We start from the raw sequence: 21,826 nt of genomic DNA on the forward strand, positions 1-21,826 counted from the left end.
TCCTATGGCGCCCACATCAAAGTAACCGGCGCGCGGTTAACTACGGCGGTGATGGGCTTTTGCGCTTCGGTGGCATTTTCAATAGCATCAAGTAAGACTTGTTTTTTCTTCTCGCCTGTTAAATGCAAAAAGATATTACGGCTATTGAGTAACGCTGGTAGCGTTAATGAAATACGTTGATGAGGTGCTGTTGTAGGTTGAACAGCGATGCAGGTTCTGCCGCTGCTCATATCTAAGCCGTCAAGTACTTGTTCAGAGCAAGGGAAAAGCGATGCAGTGTGACCATCTTCCCCCATGCCAAGAATCAATGCATCAAAAGGTTGTGACATGCTAGCCAGATTTGACTCTGCGGCATTTACGCCTTCGTTTGCATCATCAGCATCGCTTTTCAATTCGATAAAACGAGCTGCTGCGGCTTTATTTTGAATTAGATTATTTTTGACTAGGCTGGTGTTGCTGGCCTCGTGGCCCTCTTCAACCCAGCGCTCGTCAGCAAGGGTGATATCAACCTTATCCCACTCAAGATCGGTTTCGCTTAGCTGTTTGAAAAGCGCCAGCGGCGTGCGACCACCACTCACTACAAGCGATGCGCGACCACGAGTTTTAATACCTGTTTTTAAAATGCTGACTAAGTCTTGCGCAAATGCGTCAGTCAATGCATCAGGTGTTTCGAATGATAGAGTTGTTAACGCCATATTACTTTTTCTTCCCTGTTTTGCTTTCGTACCAGCTGCGATTTTCGCGAGCAAGAAGACCTATAGAGTCTACCGGCCCCCACGTACCTGCTTGATACGGTTCTGGTGGCTCACTCGATTGCTTCCACGCTTCAAGAATTGAGTCTACCCATGTCCAGGCTTGTTCAATTTCGTCACGACGAACGAATAGCGCCTGATTACCCAACATAACTTCAAGAAGGAGTTTTTCGTATGCGTCAGGAATACGCTCATCGGCAAACGCTTCAGAGAAGCTTAAGTTAAGCTTCGATTTTTGTAGATCCATAGAACCAGAGCTAGTTAAGCCAGGCACTTTGTTCATTACAGTGATTTCTACACCTTCGTCTGGCTGCAGACGAATAACCAGCTTGTTAGGCGGAAGATTCTTGAAGCTGTCACCGAATAAGTTGTGTGGCTGACGCTTGAAGTAAATAACAACTTCACTCACCTTAGTTGGCATGCGCTTACCTGTGCGTAGGTAGAACGGCACACCAGCCCAACGCCAGTTGTCAATTTCCGCTTTAATAGCAACAAAGGTTTCGGTTTTACTTTGCGTATTAGCACCTTCTTCTTCAAGGTACCCAGGCACTTCTTCGCCTTTCACGAAACCAGAGGTATACTGACCGCGTACAGTGCTGTCATTAATATTAAACGAGTTAATCGGACGAAGCGCTTTAAGCACTTTCAATTTTTCGTCACGAATGCTGTCAGCGTCGAGCGTTGTCGGAGGCTCCATCGCTACCAAGCTTAGAATTTGTAGCAAGTGGTTTTGCACCATATCTCGCATTTGACCCGCGTCGTCAAAGTAACCCCAACGCCCTTCAATACCCACTGACTCTGCAACTGAGATTTGAACGTGGTCAATGCAGTTGTGGTCCCAGTTAGTAGCAAAAATAGAATTGGCAAAACGCAGTGATACTAGGTTTAGTACTGTCTCTTTACCAAGGTAATGGTCAATGCGGTAAATTTGCTTTTCGTCGAAGTATTCTGCAACTTGCTCATTGATCACTTTAGACGATGCCAAATCGTGACCAATTGGCTTTTCTAGCACAACGCGAACGCTTGAGTCGATAATTTTGCAGCTATGCAGGCCACGACAGATATCACCGTATATCGCCGGTGGCGTCGCTAAATAACAAACCATGGTGCGGCTTGGGTCAACGTGGTCGTCTAATACGCAATAGCTTTCAACGTCCTTCATGTCTACGCATGCATAGTGCAAACGCGCTTTCATTTTTTCCCAAGTGGCTTCACACAAGTTCTTCTCGCCAAACTTGATTAGGTTGGCATGAACTTCTTCAATATAGGCATCCAGCTCCATTTCTTGACGCGCAACACCCACAATAGTGGTGTCTGGGTGCATCAAGTTTGCTTTTTCAAGCTGATATAAAGAAGGCAACAACTTGCGTCGTGAAAGATCTCCCAGTGTACCGAAAAGTACAAAATCACAGGGTTCGTAGGAATTATCCAATACCATATTCGTCGACCTTTTAAATGTATGTGTCCGCGGCGTATTGTACAGTTATTTACAACACTAACGACTATTTTTACCGTATAGTTAACACCAAATGTAGTAAAATTACAACTTGTACCAACTATAGGATCTGAATCTTTACTGTTTCCCTCAGTTTACCCTCATTTAACCCGATTGAAATAACAAAAATTGTCAAAAAATTACATTTTTCTTGTCACAGACGTCACATTGGGTACTATTACGGGTGTACCTTACAATAAATTGTGCTAACTAATTGCTATATCTGTATGAACATTTTAGAAAAAATCACACAAAACCAAGCGGCATTCAGTAAATCTGAGAAAAAGGTAGCTGAAGTAATTCTAGCTAACCCACAAACGGCCATTCATTCGAGTATAGCAACCCTCGCTAAGATGTCGGATGTTAGTGAGCCTACCGTAAACCGTTTCTGCCGAAGACTTGATACAAAAGGCTTCCCAGACTTTAAACTGCATTTAGCGCAGAGCCTGGCTAACGGCACGCCTTATGTAAACCGCCATGTTGATGAAAACGACAGCCCAGACGAATATACCAATAAGATATTCGAGTCGACCATGGCGTCCCTGGAAGTGGCGCGCCAATCTGTGGATGTGAACGTGGTAAATCGCGTTGTTGATTTACTTACACAGGCACAGAAAATTTCATTTTTCGGCCTAGGCGCTTCAGCTTCAGTGGCACACGATGCACTAAATAAGTTTTTCCGCTTCAATGTTCCAGTGGTCTACTTTGAAGATATTCTGATGCAGCGCATGAGCTGCATGAACTGTTCAGATGGCGATGTTGTTGTATTGATTAGCCACACGGGCCGAACTAAAAGCTTAGTAGAAATAGCGCAAATTGCCCGCATGAACGACGCTACTGTAGTAGGAATTACCTCAGCAGATAGCCCGCTGGCACAAGAATGCAGTTACGTGTTATCGCTGGAAGTGCCAGAAGATACTGATATGTATATGCCTATGGCCTCTCGCATCGCGCAGCTCACGCTAATTGATGTACTGGCAACCGGCTTTACACTGCGCCGCGGCAACAAGTTCAGAGAGAATCTGAAGCGAGTAAAAGATACGCTGCGTGGTTCACGTTATGAAAAGCGTGGTGAGTAATTTTCTTCCCACGTGATCAAATAAGAACCACTTACCGTAGAAAAATTGGTTCAATAAATCAGCTAAAACGCCTAACTGGTCGAGCCAGTTAGGCGTTTTTGTTTAATTCATTCACATTTTTGTCAAATTCAACTATTATTCTGTAATAAAATTACGTAAAGCGATTACAGGCATACCGTATAAACGCGTAGCCTATCACTCTTTGTCTTTTCTAACTTAGAAACAGCGACGGAATCACATGACCAGAAGAACGAAAATTCTTGCCACCCTAGGACCTGCAACCGACTCACTTGAAAAGATTCAGGCACTTATTGCCGCAGGCGCAAACACTGTGCGCATGAACTTTTCACACGGACAAGCCGAAGATCACATTGAACGTGCAAAGCGCGTTCGTCAGGCAGCAAAGAACCTAGGTAAATACGTAGCGATTTTAGGTGATCTTCAGGGCCCTAAAATCCGTGTTGCTCGTTTTGCCGAAGGTGCAGTTCGTTTAGAGGTAGGCGCAAAATTCATTCTAGACGCTGAATTAGGCCGCGACGAAGGTGATATTAATCAAGTAGGTATTGATTACAAAGCGCTTCCTGATGATGTATCAGCAGGCGATATTCTGCTTCTTGATGACGGTCGTATTCAGCTTCGAGTAACAGGCGTTGAAGGCCGCAAAGTGATTACTGAAGTAACAGTAGGCGGCAAGCTTTCAAACAATAAAGGCATTAACCGTCAAGGCGGTGGTCTTTCTGCAGATGCACTTACCGAAAAAGACAAAGAAGACATTAAAACCGCCGCGAAAATTGGTGTTGATTACCTTGCAGTGTCATTTCCTCGCAGCGGCGCAGACTTGAACTACGCGCGAGAACTTGCCGAAGCAGCTGGCTGCTACGCAAAAATTTGTGCAAAGGTCGAGCGTGCTGAAACGGTGGCGTCTGACGAAGCCATGACGGATATCATCAGCGCTTCAGATGCGGTAATGGTTGCTCGTGGTGACTTGGGTGTAGAAATTGGCGATGCGGAACTTGTTGGTGTTCAAAAGAAACTGATTGCCCGTTCTCGCCAGCTCAACAAGGTTGTGATCACCGCGACGCAAATGATGGAGTCGATGATTGACAGCCCTATGCCTACACGTGCAGAAGTAATGGACGTTGCGAACGCTGTACTAGACGGCACTGACGCGGTAATGCTTTCAGCTGAAACAGCGGCGGGTAATTTCCCTATTGAAACAGTTGCAGCTATGGCTCGTGTTTGTGAAGGCGCGGAAACACATCCTAGCGTTAAAATTTCCAAGCACCGCATGGATCAGCAGTTTTCTTCTACTAGCGAGTCAATTGCTCTGTCTGCGGTTTACGCCGCGAACCACTTGCCAAGTGTTAAAGCGATTGTAGGTTTAACTGAAAGTGGAACTACACCAACGTTAATGTCTCGCATTACTACATCTCTGCCAATTATTGCGATGTCTCGTCACGAATCAACGCTTAACACGATGGCGCTTTGCCGCGGCGTTAAGCCGGTTTTCTTTGACTCTTCAAACAGTGAACCTGGCAAATTGAAGTACGATGTCATTGCATCACTTAAAGAGAAAGGGTTAGTGAAAAGCGGCGACAGTATCATCCTGACTTACGGCGATGAAATGGAAAAAGTGGGCGCGACCAATACCCTTAAAATCGTAGAAGTCGAATAGCAACGTATACACTATTAAAGCGAAGCAAATGCTTCGCTTTTTTTTGCCTGTAATTTACTAAAGCAGTGGTAAGCTGACGCTTATAATAAGAACACTCAACTAAGTCAGTATCAAAATTACAAAAAACATATCCAACAAAACAACGAGAATTCGTTAACACTCCTCGGGACAACAACGACAAAAATAAGGATAGACATGCAGCTCGTTTTCAATCACTACACACGTTTTTCAGCAATTATAACGCTCTTGGCACTTTTCACTCATAGCGTATGGGCAAATACACAGCACGTACACACCATGAAGCGTGTAGAAGTAGCTTCACAGAACGCTCCGTTACAGCCAATAATGATTCAAGGCCCCATGCCCATTGAAGCCGAATACTTTGCTGCGCTTTTGGATAACACTACAACAGAGTATTCAGGTAATGCGGTATTCTATAAAGGGACACTAGACGGGTATCCCATTGTGGTAGCTAAAACCGGTAAGGGTTTAGAAAATACAGCGGCCGCCACCGCCATTGGCATAGAGAGATACCACCCTCGCCTTATCATCAATCAGGGAACATCAGGTGGCCACGATCCTTCCTTAAAAGTTGGTGATATTGTTCTTGGCGAACGCAGTATTAATGCATCCAATTTTAAAACGCCTAAGCTGGCTCAAGGAGAAGGTTCTCATCCGTTTAATTGGCTACCGATGGATCTTATGGCGTCAGAAGGCAGCGCGGGAGAAGGAAGTAGCGCTAAGGACGCAGAAAAGTTGCGTTATTATTTAGGAGACAAACAGCTCATCAACCTAGCTCTATCGCTAGCCAAGCAGTACAAACGCGGGAACGTCGTTAAAGGAACGATTGGCAGCGGTAACTTTTGGAATAACGAGTTAGATCGAATAGCATGGCTCCATAAGAATATGGGAACGAGTGTGGAAGAAATGGAAACCGCTTCTGCAGCGCAGATTGCACATGCCTACCACGTTCCCTTTTTAGGTATTCGCGTATTGTCGAACAATATTACCAACCATGGTGAATATGACCCAACCACGGCCAAAGATTGTCAGGCCTTTGTTGAAAAAGTGGTAAGAGCTTATATTTCTGCGCTGTCGGAATAAAATTGGAAAACACTCAAACGAAAAACGCGCCCTACATTGTAAAAATGTAAGGCGCGTTTTCATGTATAACCTTTGTATTAGATTGCTTGAGCGGTATAAGTTTCCGCATCTTGACTAACATCATTCGCGTATTGAGTAAGATGATGATTTAGAATATTTTCGGCGCGCTCAACAAACTCATCACGCTTAAATTTCCAACCTCTTAAATCGGCTTGCTTAGCCTGTGCAATGTAGTGCTCTAGACGCGTTTTTCTCAATAGATGTGCCTTTTTCGACAAATCAAATTCTACCAATGAGAAGTTGCGCTGTACTTTTTGAATATCCATGTGAACGGGGCGCTGTTCGTCATCAGCTGATGCTTGGCTTACGGATAGCTTTCCTTGCCCAATTACACCGACTATAACAATGATTGCTGATACCACTAAGCCTGAATAAACCCACTTTAAAAAGTTCATGCCCCACTCCTTGAACGATTTTGCACTTGTATCGATAAGCTCGCTACAATCCACTTAATTAAAACTATTTATCACCAATGTATTGAGTCATTCGACTTTTTAAGTTTCTAGCTTTCACGTTGCAGCAGATGTTTTCTGCCTGACAATACATACTTTCGTCTATTCAATACATCAAGTAATTCACTCATATCTACTTAACCATATGCACCTTCCGCACCATATAGTTAATCTTTGTTTTTCAGTAATTTAGACCAACCCAAAACTTATACTAAAGTTGTATAAGGTACTTTCTACACACAGCAAGATAAAATTTTCCTTTCAAATTTAATAAACTCACTCCCCTTAATACTGTACACTCATACAGCATTAAGATATACCACAACAAGCAAAGTACTGGTATGGAATCTTGTTTTTTTTCAGACCGTCTACCACGTACATTTGCCTAGAGAAAGTGACCATTTGCGATGCATGACAAACTCATTCAAAAACTCGAAATTCTTTCAGATGCCGCTAAGTATGACGCTTCTTGCGCAAGTGGCTCCGCCGGTAAACGAAAAGCAGGTAAAACTGACAAAACAGGAATAGGTTCGCTCACAGGAGGGTCAGGGATATGTCACAGCTTTACCCCTGATGGACGATGCGTATCATTACTTAAGATCCTAATGACCAACTATTGCATATACGATTGCCATTACTGCATCAATAGGGTGTCTAGCAACGTTCAACGAGCGCGTTTTACCGTTAAAGAAACGGTTGATTTAACGCTTAATTTTTATAAGCGTAACTACATTGAGGGATTATTTTTAAGTTCCGGTATTGTCGGCTCTCCTGACCTGACTATGGAGAGCATGGTACGCATCGCGAAGTCTCTTCGCATTGATCACGGATTTAAAGGATACATTCATCTTAAGACCATTCCGAATGCATCTCCTGAACTACAGGCTGAAGCTGGCTTATATGCCGATAGGCTAAGTATAAACATCGAAATGCCGACACAAAATTCGTTGAACAAATACGCCCCGGAAAAAGACCTTGGTGAAATTCACGGTTCAATGAATACATTGAAAGACAAAATAAATGAACACAAAGTAGATAAAACCTACTCGGGTAAACGCCCACCTCGCTTTGCTCCTGGCGGACAGTCCACTCAGATGATCATAGGAGCCGATGACTCAAATGATAAAGTTATCCTTGGCACGAGTGTCAAACTGTATGGTCAACAAAAATTGCGGCGCGTTTACTATTCTGCATTTTCGCCCATCCCAGATGCGTCTGAAGTCTTGCCTCTTAAACCAGCCCCACTTATCCGTGAACACCGACTTTATCAGGCCGATTGGCTCCTGCGCTTTTATGGATTTGGTTTAGATGAAATTGTACACAACGACATGCTAGATATGGAGCACGACCCCAAGCTTGCGTGGGCGCTACGCAATCGCCACATATTTCCCATCGATTTAAACAAAGCTGACAAGCTACTTTTATTGCGAGTTCCTGGACTGGGAGCACGCACAGTACAAAAAATTTTGGCTATTCGACGTTACACAAAGCTTAGCTGGTTCGATCTCACAAAAATGCGTTTACCCTTACAAAAATTAAAACCGTTCATTACTGTTAGTGATTATTCCCCCGCTATCCATTTGCTCGATAGCAGTAACTTTGAACAGCAATTTAAACAACCAAAACAGTTTGAATTGTTCAGCGCCTAATCTAATTGGTACTACAATGAAAAAAGTAACAATTTCATCAGTGCCCGGATACGACGAATGGCGAAAAGCATCGAGAGAATGTCTAGCCCAACACATACCTCCGGAGAACGTTACATGGCAAACTTCGCAATCTAACCAAGACGACTTGTTTGCCGTGACCGATTCGGCCAACGCTATTGGTGAAAGCCAAACGAATTTCAGAATTCCCAGATCAGTTTTAACGCTGTTGAAGTATGCGTTATGCCACCAAGCCCCCGATCGTTTCGCTTTATGTTACCGCGTTTTATGGCGAGTAGTTTTCGAAAACAGAAACCTTATTCACTTAAAAACTGACGAAGATGTGTTGCGTCTCAACGTGCTGGCTAAAGCAGTAAAACGCGATGCATATAAGATAAGTGCTTTTTTGAGATTTCGAGAAGTTGTACTTGACGGACAAGAGCATTTTATTGCGTGGTATGAACCAGAACACTTCAGCTTGGAATTGAAGCTCGATTTTTTTCGGACTCGTTTTAAAAATATGTGTTGGTCAATACTTACCCCTTATCGAGCTGCGCATTGGAATACTAAAACACTTGTTTTGGAAGATAATCCTGACCCAAGTATTATTCCAAATGATGACAGAATTGAAAAATACTGGCTTACGTATTATGCAAATATATTTAATCCTGCCCGCGTAAAAACAAAGGCAATGTTAAGTTCAATGCCAAAAAAATACTGGAAGAATATGCCTGAGACGTCGCTTATTAACGATATGATACGCCACTCGGATGCTAGAGCACGTAAGATGATACTAAATGGAAAAAAGGTGGAGAATGGTGAATGAGTCCTCCTGACAAATATTAGCAGCTGTGCTTCCTTTGTTTATTGCGATTTGAAAAGCTCTGTAAAACGTGACCAGAAAAAAGGGGCCGAGGCCCCTTTTTTGTGTAAAGCAACAATGATATTAGTTCATCGCAGTTTCAGTAACTACACGAAGGTTGCTTTCAACATCTTTTACGTCAGACGCATTCTTGGCAATTTCCACAGCTAGGTCACGCTCAGCATCAGAATCAACGTCGCCAGTCAGTGTTACTACACCGTTTTCTACGTCAACATCGATGTCGAAACCTGAAATATCGGTATCCATAAGAAGACGAGTTTTGATTACTGTGGCGATTTTGGCGTCAGTTAACTCGCTTGTGCCTTCGTCAACAGTATCTTCCATGTCATCTGACATGTCGCCTTCCATATCTTTGTCAGAGACAACCGTTAGCTTGTTGTCTACAGACGTTACACCATCAATATTCGCTACTAGCTCTTCCGCTAGCTTTTTATCAACAGAGTTCTCAACCTTACCAGTAAGAACGACATTACCGTTTTTAACGTCAGTGTTAATGTCGAATGAATCAAGGTTACCATTGAACAACAGCGTTGCTTCTGCTTTGCCATCAATCCATGCGTCTTTGGCACCTTTCTCCCATTTGTTGTCTGTGTCCATGTCACCTGCATATGCAGCTGTAGTCAAAGTTGTAGCAACAATCATAGAAATAAGTGAACGTTTCATAACATTTCTCCTTTGTCGAAACTCGTAGATAGTCATGCCAATTCCTTGCCAACAAAATAAGGCATTGTTTTATATGATAAATATTAATATCCAGGGCTAGTTAAGTAAGTTTTGTTTTGCAAACTTTGCCTTTGTTTGAGAACTTTTTACTTAATTTTGTTAATGCCCAAAACTCGTCAACTTCACTTAACAAAAGCACCTATCAATTGTACTAAGGGATAACTTTTTGTCGTTGGCCGCCGCTAAGTTGCAGTGATACTTAGGTTAAACTTATTTCACAAAGCTGCCGTAGTTATAACGATTTGTGTCGCTTCACTAGCTATAGTCATCAATTTAGTTTTGCAGACAGAAGCAACAGGTGGAGTGTTTTTCGTTAATTAAACTCAAGGACCAACTAGACATGGATACTGCACTTACTGCTGTTTCAGTCTTATTTATAGCCGTAAGCTGGGCCCCTTTGCTTCCTTCTTCTCATTGGTTAATAAGAGTGTGGGAATTTCCGCGACTACAAATAGCAGCTATCATTTCTTTGTTAATTGCTGGGCATATTTTTGAATCAACCTATTACGCACAGATAGATAGCCTAGCAGTAATTATTGTCGCTGGATTAACAGTTAGCCTTATTTATCAGGTTATCTGGATCATTCCTTATACCCCTCTGTATAAAAGAGAAGTTAGGCACGTCGAGGTGGAGAGTGCGAGCCAAAAGCTAAGTGTTTTATCAAGCAATGTGTATATGCCTAATGACGATTTTCGCAAGCTCATTGAACATGTACGTAATAAGCAACCTGATTTTCTCGTAACGTTGGAATCTAATGAGAAGTGGCAGAAAGGCATCAGTGAAATTGAATCTGAATACCCGTATCGTAAATTTTGCCCACTCGAGAACCTCTACGGTATGCATCTTTATAGTAAGCTTCCCTTTGAAGAGGTCTCATTGCGATTTCTAATAGAAGAAGATGTGCCGTCTATGAAAGTTAAAATCAATCACCACGGACAAGATGTCACGCTATATTTTCTTCATCCAAAACCACCAAGCCCAACAGAAAACACGTATGCAAAGCCCAGAGACGTAGAACTTACTGTTGTGGGGGAAGAAATAGCTGAAACAGAGGGCCCTATTGTCGTCGCTGGCGATCTTAACGATGTAGCTTGGTCACCTACTACCAGAAAGTTCAAGAAAATAAGCGGACTTTTAGACCCACGAGAGGGGCGCGGTTTTTTCAATACATTTCACGCGAAATATCCTTTAGTGAAATGGCCGTTAGACCACGTATTTCACTCGGAACATTTTGCATTGGTCAATATAGAGAAACTTGAAAGCATAGGCTCAGACCACTACCCGCTTTATACCGAACTAGCGCTAATCACGGACAAGGAGTAATACTCAAGACTGTAAATCTAATGAGAGCTACGGTGTTTGACACACCACATGAGGCTATCACACGCCTCTTCACGCTTTTTAAAATGGGCTAGCCCTATTAGCTTGTTATCCCGAGGCCAAACCGCTTGGTTTAGCACCTCTTGATCTTCTGCCGATAGTTGTTCGCTATCTAACACTATCTCAACCGCTTTTTTGTTGGGTTTTATTAATGTGGGGTTAGCTTCTTTGACCAGAGCAGAGTTCACACAAATATACTCTCTCTTAACAGGGTCTCTCACCACGCCGATGTAGTTGTTGTCACAAATTATAGCTGGCCAGCCTTCCGTTATTCTGCTCTGTCCAAACATTACGAGTGTAAAAGCAACAAGAACGAAAAGTGTTAAACCGATAAATTGAGCGCTCAAATCTGGTGCTACGCTTACAATAACGCCGACAACAGCTGCGAAAAATATCCAGCCGCCAAATACTCTGCGCATAGCATTTGGTGAGATACCAGATATAACATCAACCACCTTTAATGATTGTTTGTCATAGTGTCGAATAAATACAGACGATTGTGATTCCACAGCCTTTGTCCACCAGAAAAAATACGAAATTCAGAAATTAATACGTTACAAGTAAGGCTGAAGATTTACCTACACTCTGAGTGAGTAAAAACCAATAATATGAGATTAGTTCTACTCGAAAGAAAACGTGTTAAGCAATATTTGTAGGAATATTTAAACTATTGAATTGTAATGTTTAACCTACTAACCAAGCATATCAAAATATGTGGGAACGGCAAAGCAATTACGCGCTAGATGCACAGTAAAACAAGACTTATGAAAAGAAGCGTCATGTTAATCTGCAAATTAGAACAGACCACCAAAAATTAACATAAAAAACTGCTGTTGGCCTCCATACATTCGTTTGTAAATTTTTCTCTCACTTTGCACCTCTTGCTTGCCTTGGCGCTCAACCATTGCTGCAAACACTCAAAAACAGAACTTGAAATTACACTTTTTATCAAAAAATCAATAATTTACAAAACAGGAACACTCTTTGCTTCTACGAAAGTATAACGTTCAACGTTTCATGTCGTCGTTATTACAGGTTCAACAAATTAGAAAGGGAGGAAGAGTATGCGTTCACCAATAAGTGCAGTAACTATTGTTAAGAGCAGAACTGAGAAACTGGCCAATTTGATTACTCAGTTAGAGCAATGCTCTCCAACGCCAGATGAGCTAGTCATTGTTTGGATGGCACCTCCTTCTGATTTGTCACTCGTACGCAGTGACAAATTCGACATTGTTCACAAGTTTGTGACTCAAGATGCTCTTCCGATAGCGAAAGCGCGCAACAAGGGTATGTCAGCGGCCAAGCACGCGAATTTAGTTTACCTAAACGTAGACGCAGTTATTGCCCCATCGCTTTTTAGAGATGGCTTGCTTGCGCTTCGTGACAACACCGTAGTGTTCACATCAGTGGTGTTTTTACCCAACGAGCGCTGTTGTAAGCCCTACCGACAAATTTCAAAAGATGAAAAAGAAATCGGTTATTTAGCAAGTAATGACGACACGTTACCCGAAGACGACAATAACGAAATACCTTCAAGAGATCAGGAAATTAATCATGGAAAGTTTAGTGACGATAGTATTTGTTCTACAGTGTTTTTTATTCGTAAGGCAGACTTTCAGAAAACCGGCGGCTTCGATGAAGGCTACGCGGGTTTCGGACTAAATGACGAAGATTTCTTCACTAACTGTAGAGCATTAGGGTTTTCGTTAGAGCAACTGCCCACGCGAACATTTGCACCACACCGCCCTAATTATCAATGCCCGATAAATCACCTTTTAGACTTTGTTCATAATGCGCAGCGTTTTCACTCGAAGTGGGGATTTTACCCATGCGTCAATGTATTGAACGCGTATGCAGACCAAGGTTTTATTAATGCTGACTTCAAGCAAAACGGCATTAAGATCAAGCACCTCCCCCAGCAGGTAGAGGAAGACAAGGCGGACGCGCCGGTTGAGCAATTAACGGTAACCAACGCCCAAAACAATGTTGAATTTACGTCTTTTCATTCGCCGGAGAAAGGCTCTGACCTTTTAAGCACGACCGCATAAAACGCTTTCAGGGAGATATGGAATGTCTTTATTGAAACCGAATCTAACCGAGCGCTTTTTGTCGTTTGTAGGGGAAGCCGATTTCCCCTGCGTCGGAGCCAAAACAGCCCTCAATAAAAGCCAAATTCATGTGAATCAATACGACGATATTCGCTGTCCTCTCAACGAGACAGATATGTTGGCGTCAATTCACCAATTTGTAGAGTCGTTTGATCTTGAACGGGACATGTACTCCTCTTTGGTCGCAACTTTTGAGCTTCCAGATACGATAAGCGAAACTGAATTTGATCGGGTTTTATGGGAAAAATTGCAGCGTTTACACGAGATTGACGCCTGTTTAAAACCTTGGGATAGTAAAGTATCAAGTGACCCTCATAACGCTCAGTTTAGCTTGAGTTTAGGCGGAAAGGGTTTCTTTGTAGTTGGACTGCATCCAAATGCATCAAGAAAAAGCCGTCGATTTCCCTACCCTGCCATCGTGTTTAATTTACACGAGCAATTTGACATGTTGAGAAAGCAGAAGCGTTTTGAAGCATTCAAAGACCACATTCGTAAACGAGATACCGCGTACTGCGGAAGTAAAAATGAGCTACTCGCAAATCATGGTGATAGCTCAGAGGTATATCAATATAGTGGTGTAAAACATTCCGAAAACTGGGAATGCCCGTTCAAGCGGATTAAGCACTAAACCTAAATAAAAGGGACAAGTCACATAATGTTACAAACTATACAGCCAAGAAGCGGCACTGCATTTACTATGAAAAAAGGGGAAAGACTTAAAGTTATTGATCCAGAAGGTGAACAAGTGGCCGACCTCTATGCGTTCAATGAACACGATAAAAATGAGTTTATCTCTTCAGGACGAAGTTTAGATTACAATGAAAGCATCCAATTCAAAAAAGGCAGCTTGCTATACTCTAATCAAAGTAACGTGATGCTCGAAATTATTGAAGACACTGTAGAAGACCATGACTTTCTTTTGACTCCTTGCAGTGTTGACACGTTTAAGCATTTTTATCCCAATGAAGAGCCTGTACCTGGGTGCCACGGCAATTTAGTCGCGGCTTTTTCAGAGTTTGACATCCCAGAGCATCACGTTTGTACCACATTCAATACCTTTATGAATGTGGAGGTAGACGCCAAGGGTAAAATATCTGTTCTTCCTCCTAAGTCTAATGCCGGTGATTACACAATATTTGAAGCAAAGATGGATCTAATCGTAGGGTTAACCGCGTGTTCAGCGGGCGAGTCAAATAACTTCCGTTACAAACCGATTCAGTTTGAAATTTTACCCGCGGCTAACATCTAGCCGCGAGCGTTATCTTCTAAATAAACAAGCGCTACCGAGCTTCTGCAATGGCGCTTGGCTTTTCTTGTTGCCAGTTAAGTCGCATATCCCACTTGAAACGATGTTCAGGCTTAAGCGGTGGCTGTTCGGCATCAATAGTGCTTAACACGTTAGTCGCCTTAGTCAGCGTTGCGTCGCGACCGAACAAATAGCTTTGCTCTTTCACTATGGTCAAATACGCTTTGTTCAACGCATACGCGCGCTCTGGTGAAGGAGTAATGATGTCGTACACTGACTTGGCACGTTGCACTTCTTCCACCTTGACCATGCCTTTTTCATCAAACCATTTGGCCAGCATTTCTCCGTTTTGACGGAACTCATCGCCACCGCCCACGCGCTCCATATAAGTAAGGAACTCGCCTTTCTCCTCGTTAATATTTGGCACATCTTCAATTTCACGCAGGTCTATATAGCCCCACCCTGCTTGTCCGGGAACTTTCCGTGCAAATGAAAATGTTTGGTCGAAGGTTGACCCTACTGTTTTGTGACAGCCGTTACAAAACGCAAGCTCTTGATCGTGCTGTGCACGAAGTTCGCCCTGCTCATTTTCAATGAAGCCATTAATTGTCCAGCCAAAGCCGTTGTCTATCCCTTTTTCACCTAGGTAGCGGGTTTGGGGTAGCTTTTCAAAATGCTTATCTTTTGCTTCCGCATAATAGGCAGATGCTAAGCTTTCTCTGCTTCTGAACATATGCTTTTTCATGTAGCGCACTTCCTTCATACGCGGCGCGTTATAAATATTCCCGTTTTCATCCACGCCAATGTAGCGCACGGTATGTAAGAATTCTGTACCTTCGGGGTAAAGCATGTGCGCTAGCGGAACATCGCTTGCGTCGCCAACATAATGCGACAAACGAGCGATTTCAGTCACTGAATTGGTAAGTTTTCCGTCTTGGTTTACGTCAAGGTTCAACGCTAATTCGTTGACCGGCGCCACAGTTAACGTATCCAGCTCTTTAAGTGCCATTTCAACCAAGCTTAGGTTCAATGTATAGATAGCCTTATTATACTTGCTATTTAGCCTTTGAAAGCTTTCAGGAAGTCTGATCATAGCATCGCCGGTTGACCCGTTAGTCGGCCAAAAAGTACTTGGGAAAGGCTTGTAATTATACGACACCCATCCACTGCCATCTTTAGCAAAACCGTCGCCATCAAATGCCTTGTCAGCGGCGCTCAAATTTTCAATACGCATGTAGTCTGGCATGGCGTCATTGTTAAGCGAAGCGGTATAGTTGTCTTGCGCTATATATTTTTTAATCGTGGCATCATCAATGCCCGCAATTAGTGATGTACGGTCAATAAACAGGTTTTTCCAGCTGTTTGTTAACCCTACGTCAGAAAATTCGTAGTTGCCCTGTAACGTACCATCGCCCATTTGATTAGGACGCTTTTCCATTGAATCGTAACTTTGGTGGCATGCATAACATGGGTTGTTAACACCTTCTGTTTTGGTGTAACACTGGGGAGGAATAACCGATTCAGGGTTATACACTTCATCGTGTTCAATATATGCCAGAGCGGGAATAGCATCGCCTTCTCGATAAGGATAAGCGTGGGTGCTGTCGGTCTTTTCGTGAGTAGAAGTAGGCAGTTGTGTGTCAACTGTAAAGCTTGTTGAGTTTTGCTCATAGTTTGACTGATTGTTCACGTCAGTACCCGTGTTATCAGTGCATCCTACACTGATAAGTAGTGAAAGCAGAATGCTTACACCTGAAGTTATTTTTAACATTTTCATAATCGTCACAACGGAAAAATCCGGGCACATAAGTGCCCGGAGTATTTTTAAATTAAAAAGAAAACTTACTTATCTGCTGGCTCATACATCCACAGCGTATTGTTTTCTTGGAAACCGTCTTCACCGATAAGAATGCGGCCGTCGTTCATCACCACTACGTTATCTGGTTGAGAAAGCTGTTCAACGTCACAACGCTCGGCGCCAGTTAGGCTTGAACGGTACGTACCGCCCATCACCACAGGTTCAATACGAGAGATGTTATAGCCTTCTTCAAGCTTGGCACGATAAACGCCACCACAGTCTTTAACGCGGGCTGAAAGCTGCATATCGCCTTCACCGTCAATCATTGTGTTGTCGATATCAGCGATGCCGATGTAAAGGTATGCATTCTGTACCACTTCACCTTCGATAGTATCTACACCTTCAACCGCTTCCTTTGCGCGTTTCTGGTTGATTGAGATACCTTCCAGTTTTCTCCACTCTGCGGTAGCCCCTTTAAGACGGGCCGCTGCGCGACTCTCTAAGAACGCTACGCGGTTATCCATTGGCTGTCCTGCTGTTACGCTAGAGCCACCTTCCTCTACCGTTGGATAGGTCGCATCGCCATCAGCCCATGCTTGAACGTCGGCCATAGTAATGTAAGAACTTTGTCCATCCACGTAATCGTCGGTGCCAATACCATTGTATTCATCAATCCACGCGCGAATAGTCAGGTTATCACCGCTAGCTAATTCCACCCATTCAACCGCAAAACCAGTTGTCGCAGGATCATTCTGACCTGCGTCCTGAGTGAGCTTAGCGCCGTAAAGTGTACCTGCCGATAAGTCTTCAGCTGTGTCTGCGACAAACTTAAACAGTACGCCACCCGTATCATCTTGAGAAAGGTAAACCGTTTTGCCGTCAGGCATGACCGTTGAGTTCTCATGCTCGTAACGGCCCATGGCAAAATGCTTAACAATAACCGGCTCATCAGCCAACGGCTCTGTTACTTCCGCAATGTAGCCATAGTTGTAAGGGTTTGGCGCATCTGGCGCCGTCATTTGCCACATACGACCTAAGCGCGCATCTGTAGAAACGGCCTCTGGGTTATTCCAGCTTGGTGATGTTGTCGTATCCACCGCCGAATCAACCACCCACTCTTCTGAAGTAAGCGGTGTACCCCAAGGTGACATTGAACCAAAGCAGTTTGCCGCCGTTCCCCATACTGGCGAGAAATCCAGCATCATGGCTTCAGTTACTTCCCACATACCAAACTCGTCTTTTTCAACTTTCATGCGGCTCATACCGCCAGGAAGCTCTTCCCAGTTCGAGAAAAGGTAACCTTCGCCTTCGGCGGTTGATATGAAGCCGTTAAAATCAGGCATGTCATTTTCAAGAACCAACTCTTCGCCATCCAACGTGTAGATGTGACCTAAGCCTTCTGGTAGGTCAGTACCGAAAGTGTCGCCCGTTTGTCCAAGTACTTGATATTGACCAATGGCAGAAACCACCAGCTCTTTTTCTTCATCTGAGCTTGGTACAGGTGAATTTGGTAATGTTACTGGCAGATTGTTGAAGTTAGCACCTGCAAGCACGCCCACTGTACCGGTGTTGATAGGCATTGCATTTACACTGGTTGTCGCCGCATTAGTGCCAGACGGGTGCTGAACGTTAAAAAATAAATCACCTTCGTCTGTTAAGAATATACCGGTCACTTCTGCACCAAGTGGAACCGTAGCAATACGTGTTAGCGTACCTGCACTATCACCTTGAGGACCTTGGTCGCCCACCGGGCCTTGATCTCCTACTGGGCCTTGCTCACCTACAGGGCCTTGTACACCGTCTTCGCCATCGTCACCTTCCAGTGAACAGGCAGTCATCCCTAGTGTTACAGCCAGTGCTATCGCTGAATACTTAATTCCACGAAGAGTTTCGCTTTTCATTATAGTTCCTTGCTTATACTTGTTTTCGATGTTGAGTGGAGGTAAGCAGAAGACTCACCTCAGTAAACGGTCTTAGCGGGCGAAAGTCTGGAGGACATTTGTGACATTCCGGTGACAGTGAATTGACACCAAAATGAAGCTTTATTGACACAAGGGTCTGAAAAAACGAATAAAACAAATGCGAAGATTTACGAAGGCGCTGTAATCATTGGGATTATTGAATGCTCAATCAAGAAAACCTAAACCACTCAGTCAGTTTATGAATTATTTGTTTCACAATACTGGTCAGAGCTTTGTGCCCGTGAACACAACAGCACATAACTGCTTGAAAGTTGGATGGGCTAAAATGGAAAAAGAGGGTAGTTGGAGAAGGCAATTAGAGAAAGACACGGTATAAGCTAACGGGCTACGCATTTCGCTACGGCCCGCTAGCCTGGTCGCTAAGTATTACTTAGTTTAAGACGGTAAGAGGATGATTATACATCTTTAATTTATTAACCAGATAATCTTCAAACTGCTTTGCAGTTTGTACATCACTACTGCGCTCAGGCCAAACCGCGAGAATTTTATAATCTAAAGCGGTTAAAGGTTTGAACAATACAAGGTGGTCATGTTCACCCTCGAATACCTTTTCGACCTGATCTAATCGATAAACAACGGCCAATCCTAAGTTGTCATTATCTGCCAAGATACTTTGCGTTCCCCAAGTCGCTACAACGCCCCACTCACCACGCTCGGCTTTAATCACCTGCATTCCATCATGCGCCACTAGACCTGCGACAATATTATCCGATGGCTCTGATACAGAAACGCTGATGTGGGTGGTGGGGTCAAACGCATCAATTCGATAGTGCGTGGTAACGTCGATGCTGTCCGCTTTCGCATCAGACGATGACCACCCTTCGTAGCCAACCTCGAACTCAGCCCGCAACTGAGAGTTCGAGACTAATTGGTATTGCGTATTCTCTACATGCTGAAAGTGCATAACTGTCTGCGTTGAGGAGTCTTGGGTTTCTTGTTCTGTTAATCGACCTAGCGCACCCACGCCCAACGATTTACCAACTTTAAGCGCGTCTCCACCCCACGAAGATAAATTATGATAGCTATCGTAGCCGTCTTGCCCCACCTCAGGTAATACTACACTGTCGTTCGCTTTAACAAAGACATCAATAGCGTTACGCCAATCAAGATAAAGGCGATAGCCCATTTGATCAGACTCCCAGCCTGGTCCTTCGTAACGCAAAAAGTAAGAATGATCGGTCAATTGCGGAGGCGATGTGAATGAGGTAACTTCTTCAAAAGAAAAACCCTCAGCGCTATATACTGCGTCTTGCCAATCTCCTCCTGTTCTTACGGAAAGTTCAGCGTGCGCCCGGTCTTGGAGGTTAACATTCGTAGCTTGCTCAGGTGGCATAAGTTCCAATGACGCACTACTTCCTGGCGCAATGGATGCTGCACCTAGTAACACCGCTTGCCCTTCGCTATTCTCAATCCATTCTGACGGAAATTGCTTTAACTTCCACCCCGAATATTGCGGGGGCAGAGATACTTCAAAAGTTTGATCGCCGCTACCACCGTCTGCCGAATTTTTCACCTTAACAGACAAAGCCGAATTTATATCCCCTTGTGAGCAACTTGCCAATAATGGCACCAAAATTAGACCTATCTTACTAAATTTCATCACTTTTATGCTCTCCATCGGTTGTTAACGCATTTAACTAATTAACGATATTTATAAACAATATATTGACAAATGCCACCGGTGGCAATTATTTTAAATTTTGTTAACGAGATTTTTCAATTTAGTATGTCGATAAAATTCGTCATACCCATGAACCATTTAGTGAAAGGTAAATTACATGGTCAACTTTAGCCTAGAAGGTAAAACCGCATTTGTGACCGGAGCAAGTCGAGGTATAGGCCAAGCGCTTGCTTTAGCACTCGCCACTTCTGGCGCCTTCGTCATCTGCGCCAGTTCTCGACCAGGTGGATGTGACGAGACACTACGTAAAATTCAAAGTGAAGGTGGTCAAGCCATGGCATTAGATGCCGACCTCGCTGATGCCGACGCGGTAGTTAAACTTGCTGAAGATGCGTTAAGCATTAAAGGACACATCGACATCCTGCTGAATAACGGCGGCACTATTTTCAGAGCACCGGCAACCGACTTTCCTTTTGACGAGTGGAAAAACGTGCTTGCTGTCAACATCGATTCAGCTTTCCTACTTAGCCAAACTATTGGCAAGACGATGGTAGAACGGGGACAAGGCAAAATCATCAATATTGCATCAATGTTAAGTTATACAGGTGGCATCACCGTTCCTGCCTACACAGCGAGTAAACACGCCATCGCGGGTCTTACGAAAGCGCTAGCAAACGAATGGGGCCAATATAATGTGCAGGTGAACGCTATTGCGCCAGGTTACATCAAAACCGATAACACCCAAGCACTGCAAGATGATGAAACGCGCAGTGCTGAAATTTGTGCCCGCATTCCAGCAAATCGCTGGGGGGAAAGTGATGATTTAGCAGGTGCGGCGGTATTTCTTGCGAGCGCAGCAAGCAATTACGTAAACGGCCATATCCTTGCTGTCGACGGCGGCTTTCTAGCACGTTAATTAACGAATGGGGGATACAGCCATGAGCGATAGAAAAGACATGAGCAAGAAAATAGATACCCGATATGCTATCGGTCGTAAAGAGGCCAATGCTTACAACACGCAGGAATTGCGTGACGCATTTTTAGTCGACACCCTAATGACACAAGGTGAAGTCGTATGGATATACACCCACTACGAACGCTTTATGCTTGGAAGTGCCGTACCGACAACGTCAGCGCTAACGCTAGAAACCATTGAAGATCAGTTAAAGATGCCGTTCTTTACCGCCCGTCGCGAAGTCGGTGTAATTAATATCGGCGGGCCTGGAACCATTACTGTTTCAGGCACCACTTATCACCTAGATAATGAAGAGGCCTTGTACATCGGACAAGGCAATGAAGAAGTCATTTTTGAGTCGGACAATGCGTCCAATCCTGCCAAATATTACTTAAACTCGGCGCCGGCTCACCACGCCTATTCCTGCAAAAAAATAGGCAGCACAGATGCAAACATCCTTCACTTAGGCAGTCAGGAAACCTCCAACAAGCGTGATATCAAACAGTTACTTATCAATACTGTTGTCGATACTTGTCAGCTTCAAATGGGACTAACGCGTCTGCACACAGGCTCCGTCTGGAACACCATGCCAGCTCATCAACATGACCGACGCAATGAAGTGTACTTTTACTTTGATATGGATAGCGAAAGCCGCGTATGTCACTTCATGGGCGAACCTCACGAAACTCGCCATATTTTTGTAGCAAATGAAGAAGCCGTGGTATCGCCACCTTGGTCCATTCATTGTGGTGTAGGTACTGGAAGCTATGCATTTATCTGGGGAATGGCAGGTGAAAACCTGGATTACGATGATATGGATAAGTTTCCGCCTTCACAGTTGCGTTAAGCAGCCCTGCTCTAAATAG

At 43.8% G+C, this 21,826-nt stretch carries 19 protein-coding genes; 11 read left to right on the forward strand and 8 right to left on the reverse strand.

The window, feature by feature from the left end; translation table 11 throughout:
* Positions 1-2: 2 nt before the first annotated feature.
* Together pgl and zwf are read right to left on the reverse strand one after the other, a co-directional pair.
* Positions 3-695 carry a 6-phosphogluconolactonase gene (gene pgl, locus MASE_RS11170; protein ID WP_014949852.1) on the reverse strand — a complete coding sequence of 231 codons (693 nt, stop codon included), beginning with the start codon at positions 693-695 and terminating at the stop codon, positions 3-5.
* 1 nt (position 696) lies between these two features.
* Positions 697-2,190 carry a glucose-6-phosphate dehydrogenase gene (gene zwf, locus MASE_RS11175; RefSeq protein WP_014949853.1) on the reverse strand — a complete coding sequence of 498 codons (1,494 nt, stop codon included), beginning with the start codon at positions 2,188-2,190 and terminating at the stop codon, positions 697-699.
* 284 nt (positions 2,191-2,474) lie between these two features.
* Here zwf and MASE_RS11180 point away from each other — a divergent pair, with 284 nt between their 5' ends.
* The 3 genes from MASE_RS11180 (at position 2,475) to MASE_RS11190 (ending at position 6,105) form a co-directional block, all read left to right on the forward strand.
* Entirely contained in the window at positions 2,475-3,326 is an 852-nt protein-coding gene (locus MASE_RS11180; RefSeq protein ID WP_014949854.1) for a MurR/RpiR family transcriptional regulator, read from the forward strand.
* Positions 3,327-3,564: 238 nt separating this feature from the next.
* Positions 3,565-5,001: a pyruvate kinase gene (gene pyk, locus MASE_RS11185; protein ID WP_014949855.1), complete on the forward strand. Its 1,437-nt coding sequence runs from the start codon at positions 3,565-3,567 to the stop codon at positions 4,999-5,001.
* Between the two features lie 195 nt (positions 5,002-5,196).
* Positions 5,197-6,105, forward strand: coding sequence for a 5'-methylthioadenosine/S-adenosylhomocysteine nucleosidase (locus MASE_RS11190; RefSeq protein ID WP_014949856.1), 909 nt, complete (start codon positions 5,197-5,199; stop codon positions 6,103-6,105).
* A 77-nt stretch (positions 6,106-6,182) separates the two neighbouring features.
* Here MASE_RS11190 and MASE_RS11195 read toward each other — a convergent pair whose 3' ends face one another.
* A complete protein-coding gene (locus tag MASE_RS11195) occupies positions 6,183-6,560 on the reverse strand; it encodes a hypothetical protein (protein ID WP_014949857.1) in 378 nt (125 codons plus the stop codon).
* A gap of 464 nt (positions 6,561-7,024) precedes the next feature.
* Between MASE_RS11195 and MASE_RS11200 the strand changes: the two genes are divergently transcribed.
* A complete protein-coding gene (locus tag MASE_RS11200; RefSeq protein ID WP_014976821.1) occupies positions 7,025-8,266 on the forward strand; it encodes a putative DNA modification/repair radical SAM protein in 1,242 nt (413 codons plus the stop codon).
* A 16-nt stretch (positions 8,267-8,282) separates the two neighbouring features.
* Positions 8,283-9,089, forward strand: a complete 807-nt coding sequence (locus tag MASE_RS11205) for a TIGR03915 family putative DNA repair protein (protein ID WP_014949859.1) — start codon at positions 8,283-8,285, stop codon at positions 9,087-9,089.
* 120 nt (positions 9,090-9,209) lie between these two features.
* Here the strand turns inward: MASE_RS11205 and MASE_RS11210 are convergent, their stop codons facing one another.
* A complete protein-coding gene (locus tag MASE_RS11210) occupies positions 9,210-9,809 on the reverse strand; it encodes a BON domain-containing protein (protein WP_014949860.1) in 600 nt (199 codons plus the stop codon).
* 400 nt (positions 9,810-10,209) lie between these two features.
* Here MASE_RS11210 and MASE_RS11215 point away from each other — a divergent pair, with 400 nt between their 5' ends.
* Complete coding sequence (locus tag MASE_RS11215) at positions 10,210-11,193, forward strand: endonuclease/exonuclease/phosphatase family protein (RefSeq protein ID WP_014949861.1); 984 nt, start codon at positions 10,210-10,212, stop codon at positions 11,191-11,193.
* A 17-nt stretch (positions 11,194-11,210) separates the two neighbouring features.
* On the opposite strand, the gene MASE_RS11220 is transcribed toward MASE_RS11215, so the two are convergent.
* Positions 11,211-11,759, reverse strand: a complete 549-nt coding sequence (locus MASE_RS11220; RefSeq protein WP_014949862.1) for a hypothetical protein — start codon at positions 11,757-11,759, stop codon at positions 11,211-11,213.
* A 555-nt stretch (positions 11,760-12,314) separates the two neighbouring features.
* On the opposite strand from MASE_RS11220, the gene MASE_RS11225 reads away from it, so the two are divergent.
* The 3 genes from MASE_RS11225 to MASE_RS11235 are packed head-to-tail and all read left to right on the forward strand — an operon-like array spanning position 12,315 to position 14,607.
* A complete protein-coding gene (locus MASE_RS11225; protein ID WP_014949863.1) occupies positions 12,315-13,298 on the forward strand; it encodes a glycosyltransferase family 2 protein in 984 nt (327 codons plus the stop codon).
* A gap of 22 nt (positions 13,299-13,320) precedes the next feature.
* Positions 13,321-13,986 (forward strand): guanitoxin biosynthesis heme-dependent pre-guanitoxin N-hydroxylase GntA, encoded by a 666-nt coding sequence (gene gntA / locus MASE_RS11230; RefSeq protein ID WP_014949864.1) that lies wholly within the window; start codon positions 13,321-13,323, stop codon positions 13,984-13,986.
* 27 nt (positions 13,987-14,013) lie between these two features.
* Positions 14,014-14,607, forward strand: coding sequence for a DUF1989 domain-containing protein (locus MASE_RS11235; RefSeq protein ID WP_014949865.1), 594 nt, complete (start codon positions 14,014-14,016; stop codon positions 14,605-14,607).
* 31 nt (positions 14,608-14,638) lie between these two features.
* Here MASE_RS11235 and MASE_RS11240 read toward each other — a convergent pair whose 3' ends face one another.
* The 3 genes from MASE_RS11240 to MASE_RS11250 all read right to left on the reverse strand — a co-directional run bounded on the left by MASE_RS11240 (position 14,639) and on the right by MASE_RS11250 (position 19,984).
* The gene (locus tag MASE_RS11240) at positions 14,639-16,381 is read right to left on the reverse strand and encodes a hypothetical protein (protein ID WP_014949866.1); all 1,743 of its coding nucleotides are present in this window, start codon (positions 16,379-16,381) and stop codon (positions 14,639-14,641) included.
* A gap of 65 nt (positions 16,382-16,446) precedes the next feature.
* Positions 16,447-18,303 carry an alkaline phosphatase PhoX gene (locus tag MASE_RS11245; RefSeq protein WP_014949867.1) on the reverse strand — a complete coding sequence of 619 codons (1,857 nt, stop codon included), beginning with the start codon at positions 18,301-18,303 and terminating at the stop codon, positions 16,447-16,449.
* A gap of 451 nt (positions 18,304-18,754) precedes the next feature.
* Positions 18,755-19,984, reverse strand: coding sequence for a DUF4861 family protein (locus MASE_RS11250; RefSeq protein WP_014949868.1), 1,230 nt, complete (start codon positions 19,982-19,984; stop codon positions 18,755-18,757).
* Between the two features lie 178 nt (positions 19,985-20,162).
* On the opposite strand from MASE_RS11250, the gene kduD reads away from it, so the two are divergent.
* Complete coding sequence (kduD, locus tag MASE_RS11255) at positions 20,163-20,921, forward strand: 2-dehydro-3-deoxy-D-gluconate 5-dehydrogenase KduD (RefSeq protein WP_014949869.1); 759 nt, start codon at positions 20,163-20,165, stop codon at positions 20,919-20,921.
* A 40-nt stretch (positions 20,922-20,961) separates the two neighbouring features.
* Positions 20,962-21,807, forward strand: coding sequence for a 5-dehydro-4-deoxy-D-glucuronate isomerase (gene kduI / locus MASE_RS11260; protein WP_041693774.1), 846 nt, complete (start codon positions 20,962-20,964; stop codon positions 21,805-21,807).
* Positions 21,808-21,826 lie beyond the last annotated feature (19 nt).

The sequence above is a fragment of the Alteromonas macleodii ATCC 27126 genome (genome assembly GCF_000172635.2).
Classification (GTDB): Bacteria; Pseudomonadota; Gammaproteobacteria; order Enterobacterales; family Alteromonadaceae; genus Alteromonas; species Alteromonas macleodii.

Coding starts and splice junctions, on each gene's coding strand:
- gntA (WP_014949864.1), top strand. CDS start 13,321: ATGTCTTTATTGAAACCGAATCTAACCGAGCGCTTTTTGTCGTTTGTA.
- MASE_RS11240 (WP_014949866.1), bottom strand. CDS start 16,381: ATGAAAATGTTAAAAATAACTTCAGGTGTAAGCATTCTGCTTTCACTA.
- MASE_RS11200 (WP_014976821.1), top strand. CDS start 7,025: ATGCATGACAAACTCATTCAAAAACTCGAAATTCTTTCAGATGCCGCT.
- MASE_RS11245 (WP_014949867.1), bottom strand. CDS start 18,303: ATGAAAAGCGAAACTCTTCGTGGAATTAAGTATTCAGCGATAGCACTG.
- MASE_RS11180 (WP_014949854.1), top strand. CDS start 2,475: ATGAACATTTTAGAAAAAATCACACAAAACCAAGCGGCATTCAGTAAA.
- kduD (WP_014949869.1), top strand. CDS start 20,163: ATGGTCAACTTTAGCCTAGAAGGTAAAACCGCATTTGTGACCGGAGCA.
- zwf (WP_014949853.1), bottom strand. CDS start 2,190: ATGGTATTGGATAATTCCTACGAACCCTGTGATTTTGTACTTTTCGGT.
- kduI (WP_041693774.1), top strand. CDS start 20,962: ATGAGCAAGAAAATAGATACCCGATATGCTATCGGTCGTAAAGAGGCC.
- MASE_RS11250 (WP_014949868.1), bottom strand. CDS start 19,984: ATGAAATTTAGTAAGATAGGTCTAATTTTGGTGCCATTATTGGCAAGT.
- MASE_RS11205 (WP_014949859.1), top strand. CDS start 8,283: ATGAAAAAAGTAACAATTTCATCAGTGCCCGGATACGACGAATGGCGA.
- pyk (WP_014949855.1), top strand. CDS start 3,565: ATGACCAGAAGAACGAAAATTCTTGCCACCCTAGGACCTGCAACCGAC.
- pgl (WP_014949852.1), bottom strand. CDS start 695: ATGGCGTTAACAACTCTATCATTCGAAACACCTGATGCATTGACTGAC.
- MASE_RS11215 (WP_014949861.1), top strand. CDS start 10,210: ATGGATACTGCACTTACTGCTGTTTCAGTCTTATTTATAGCCGTAAGC.
- MASE_RS11225 (WP_014949863.1), top strand. CDS start 12,315: ATGCGTTCACCAATAAGTGCAGTAACTATTGTTAAGAGCAGAACTGAG.
- MASE_RS11195 (WP_014949857.1), bottom strand. CDS start 6,560: ATGAACTTTTTAAAGTGGGTTTATTCAGGCTTAGTGGTATCAGCAATC.
- MASE_RS11235 (WP_014949865.1), top strand. CDS start 14,014: ATGTTACAAACTATACAGCCAAGAAGCGGCACTGCATTTACTATGAAA.
- MASE_RS11210 (WP_014949860.1), bottom strand. CDS start 9,809: ATGAAACGTTCACTTATTTCTATGATTGTTGCTACAACTTTGACTACA.
- MASE_RS11190 (WP_014949856.1), top strand. CDS start 5,197: ATGCAGCTCGTTTTCAATCACTACACACGTTTTTCAGCAATTATAACG.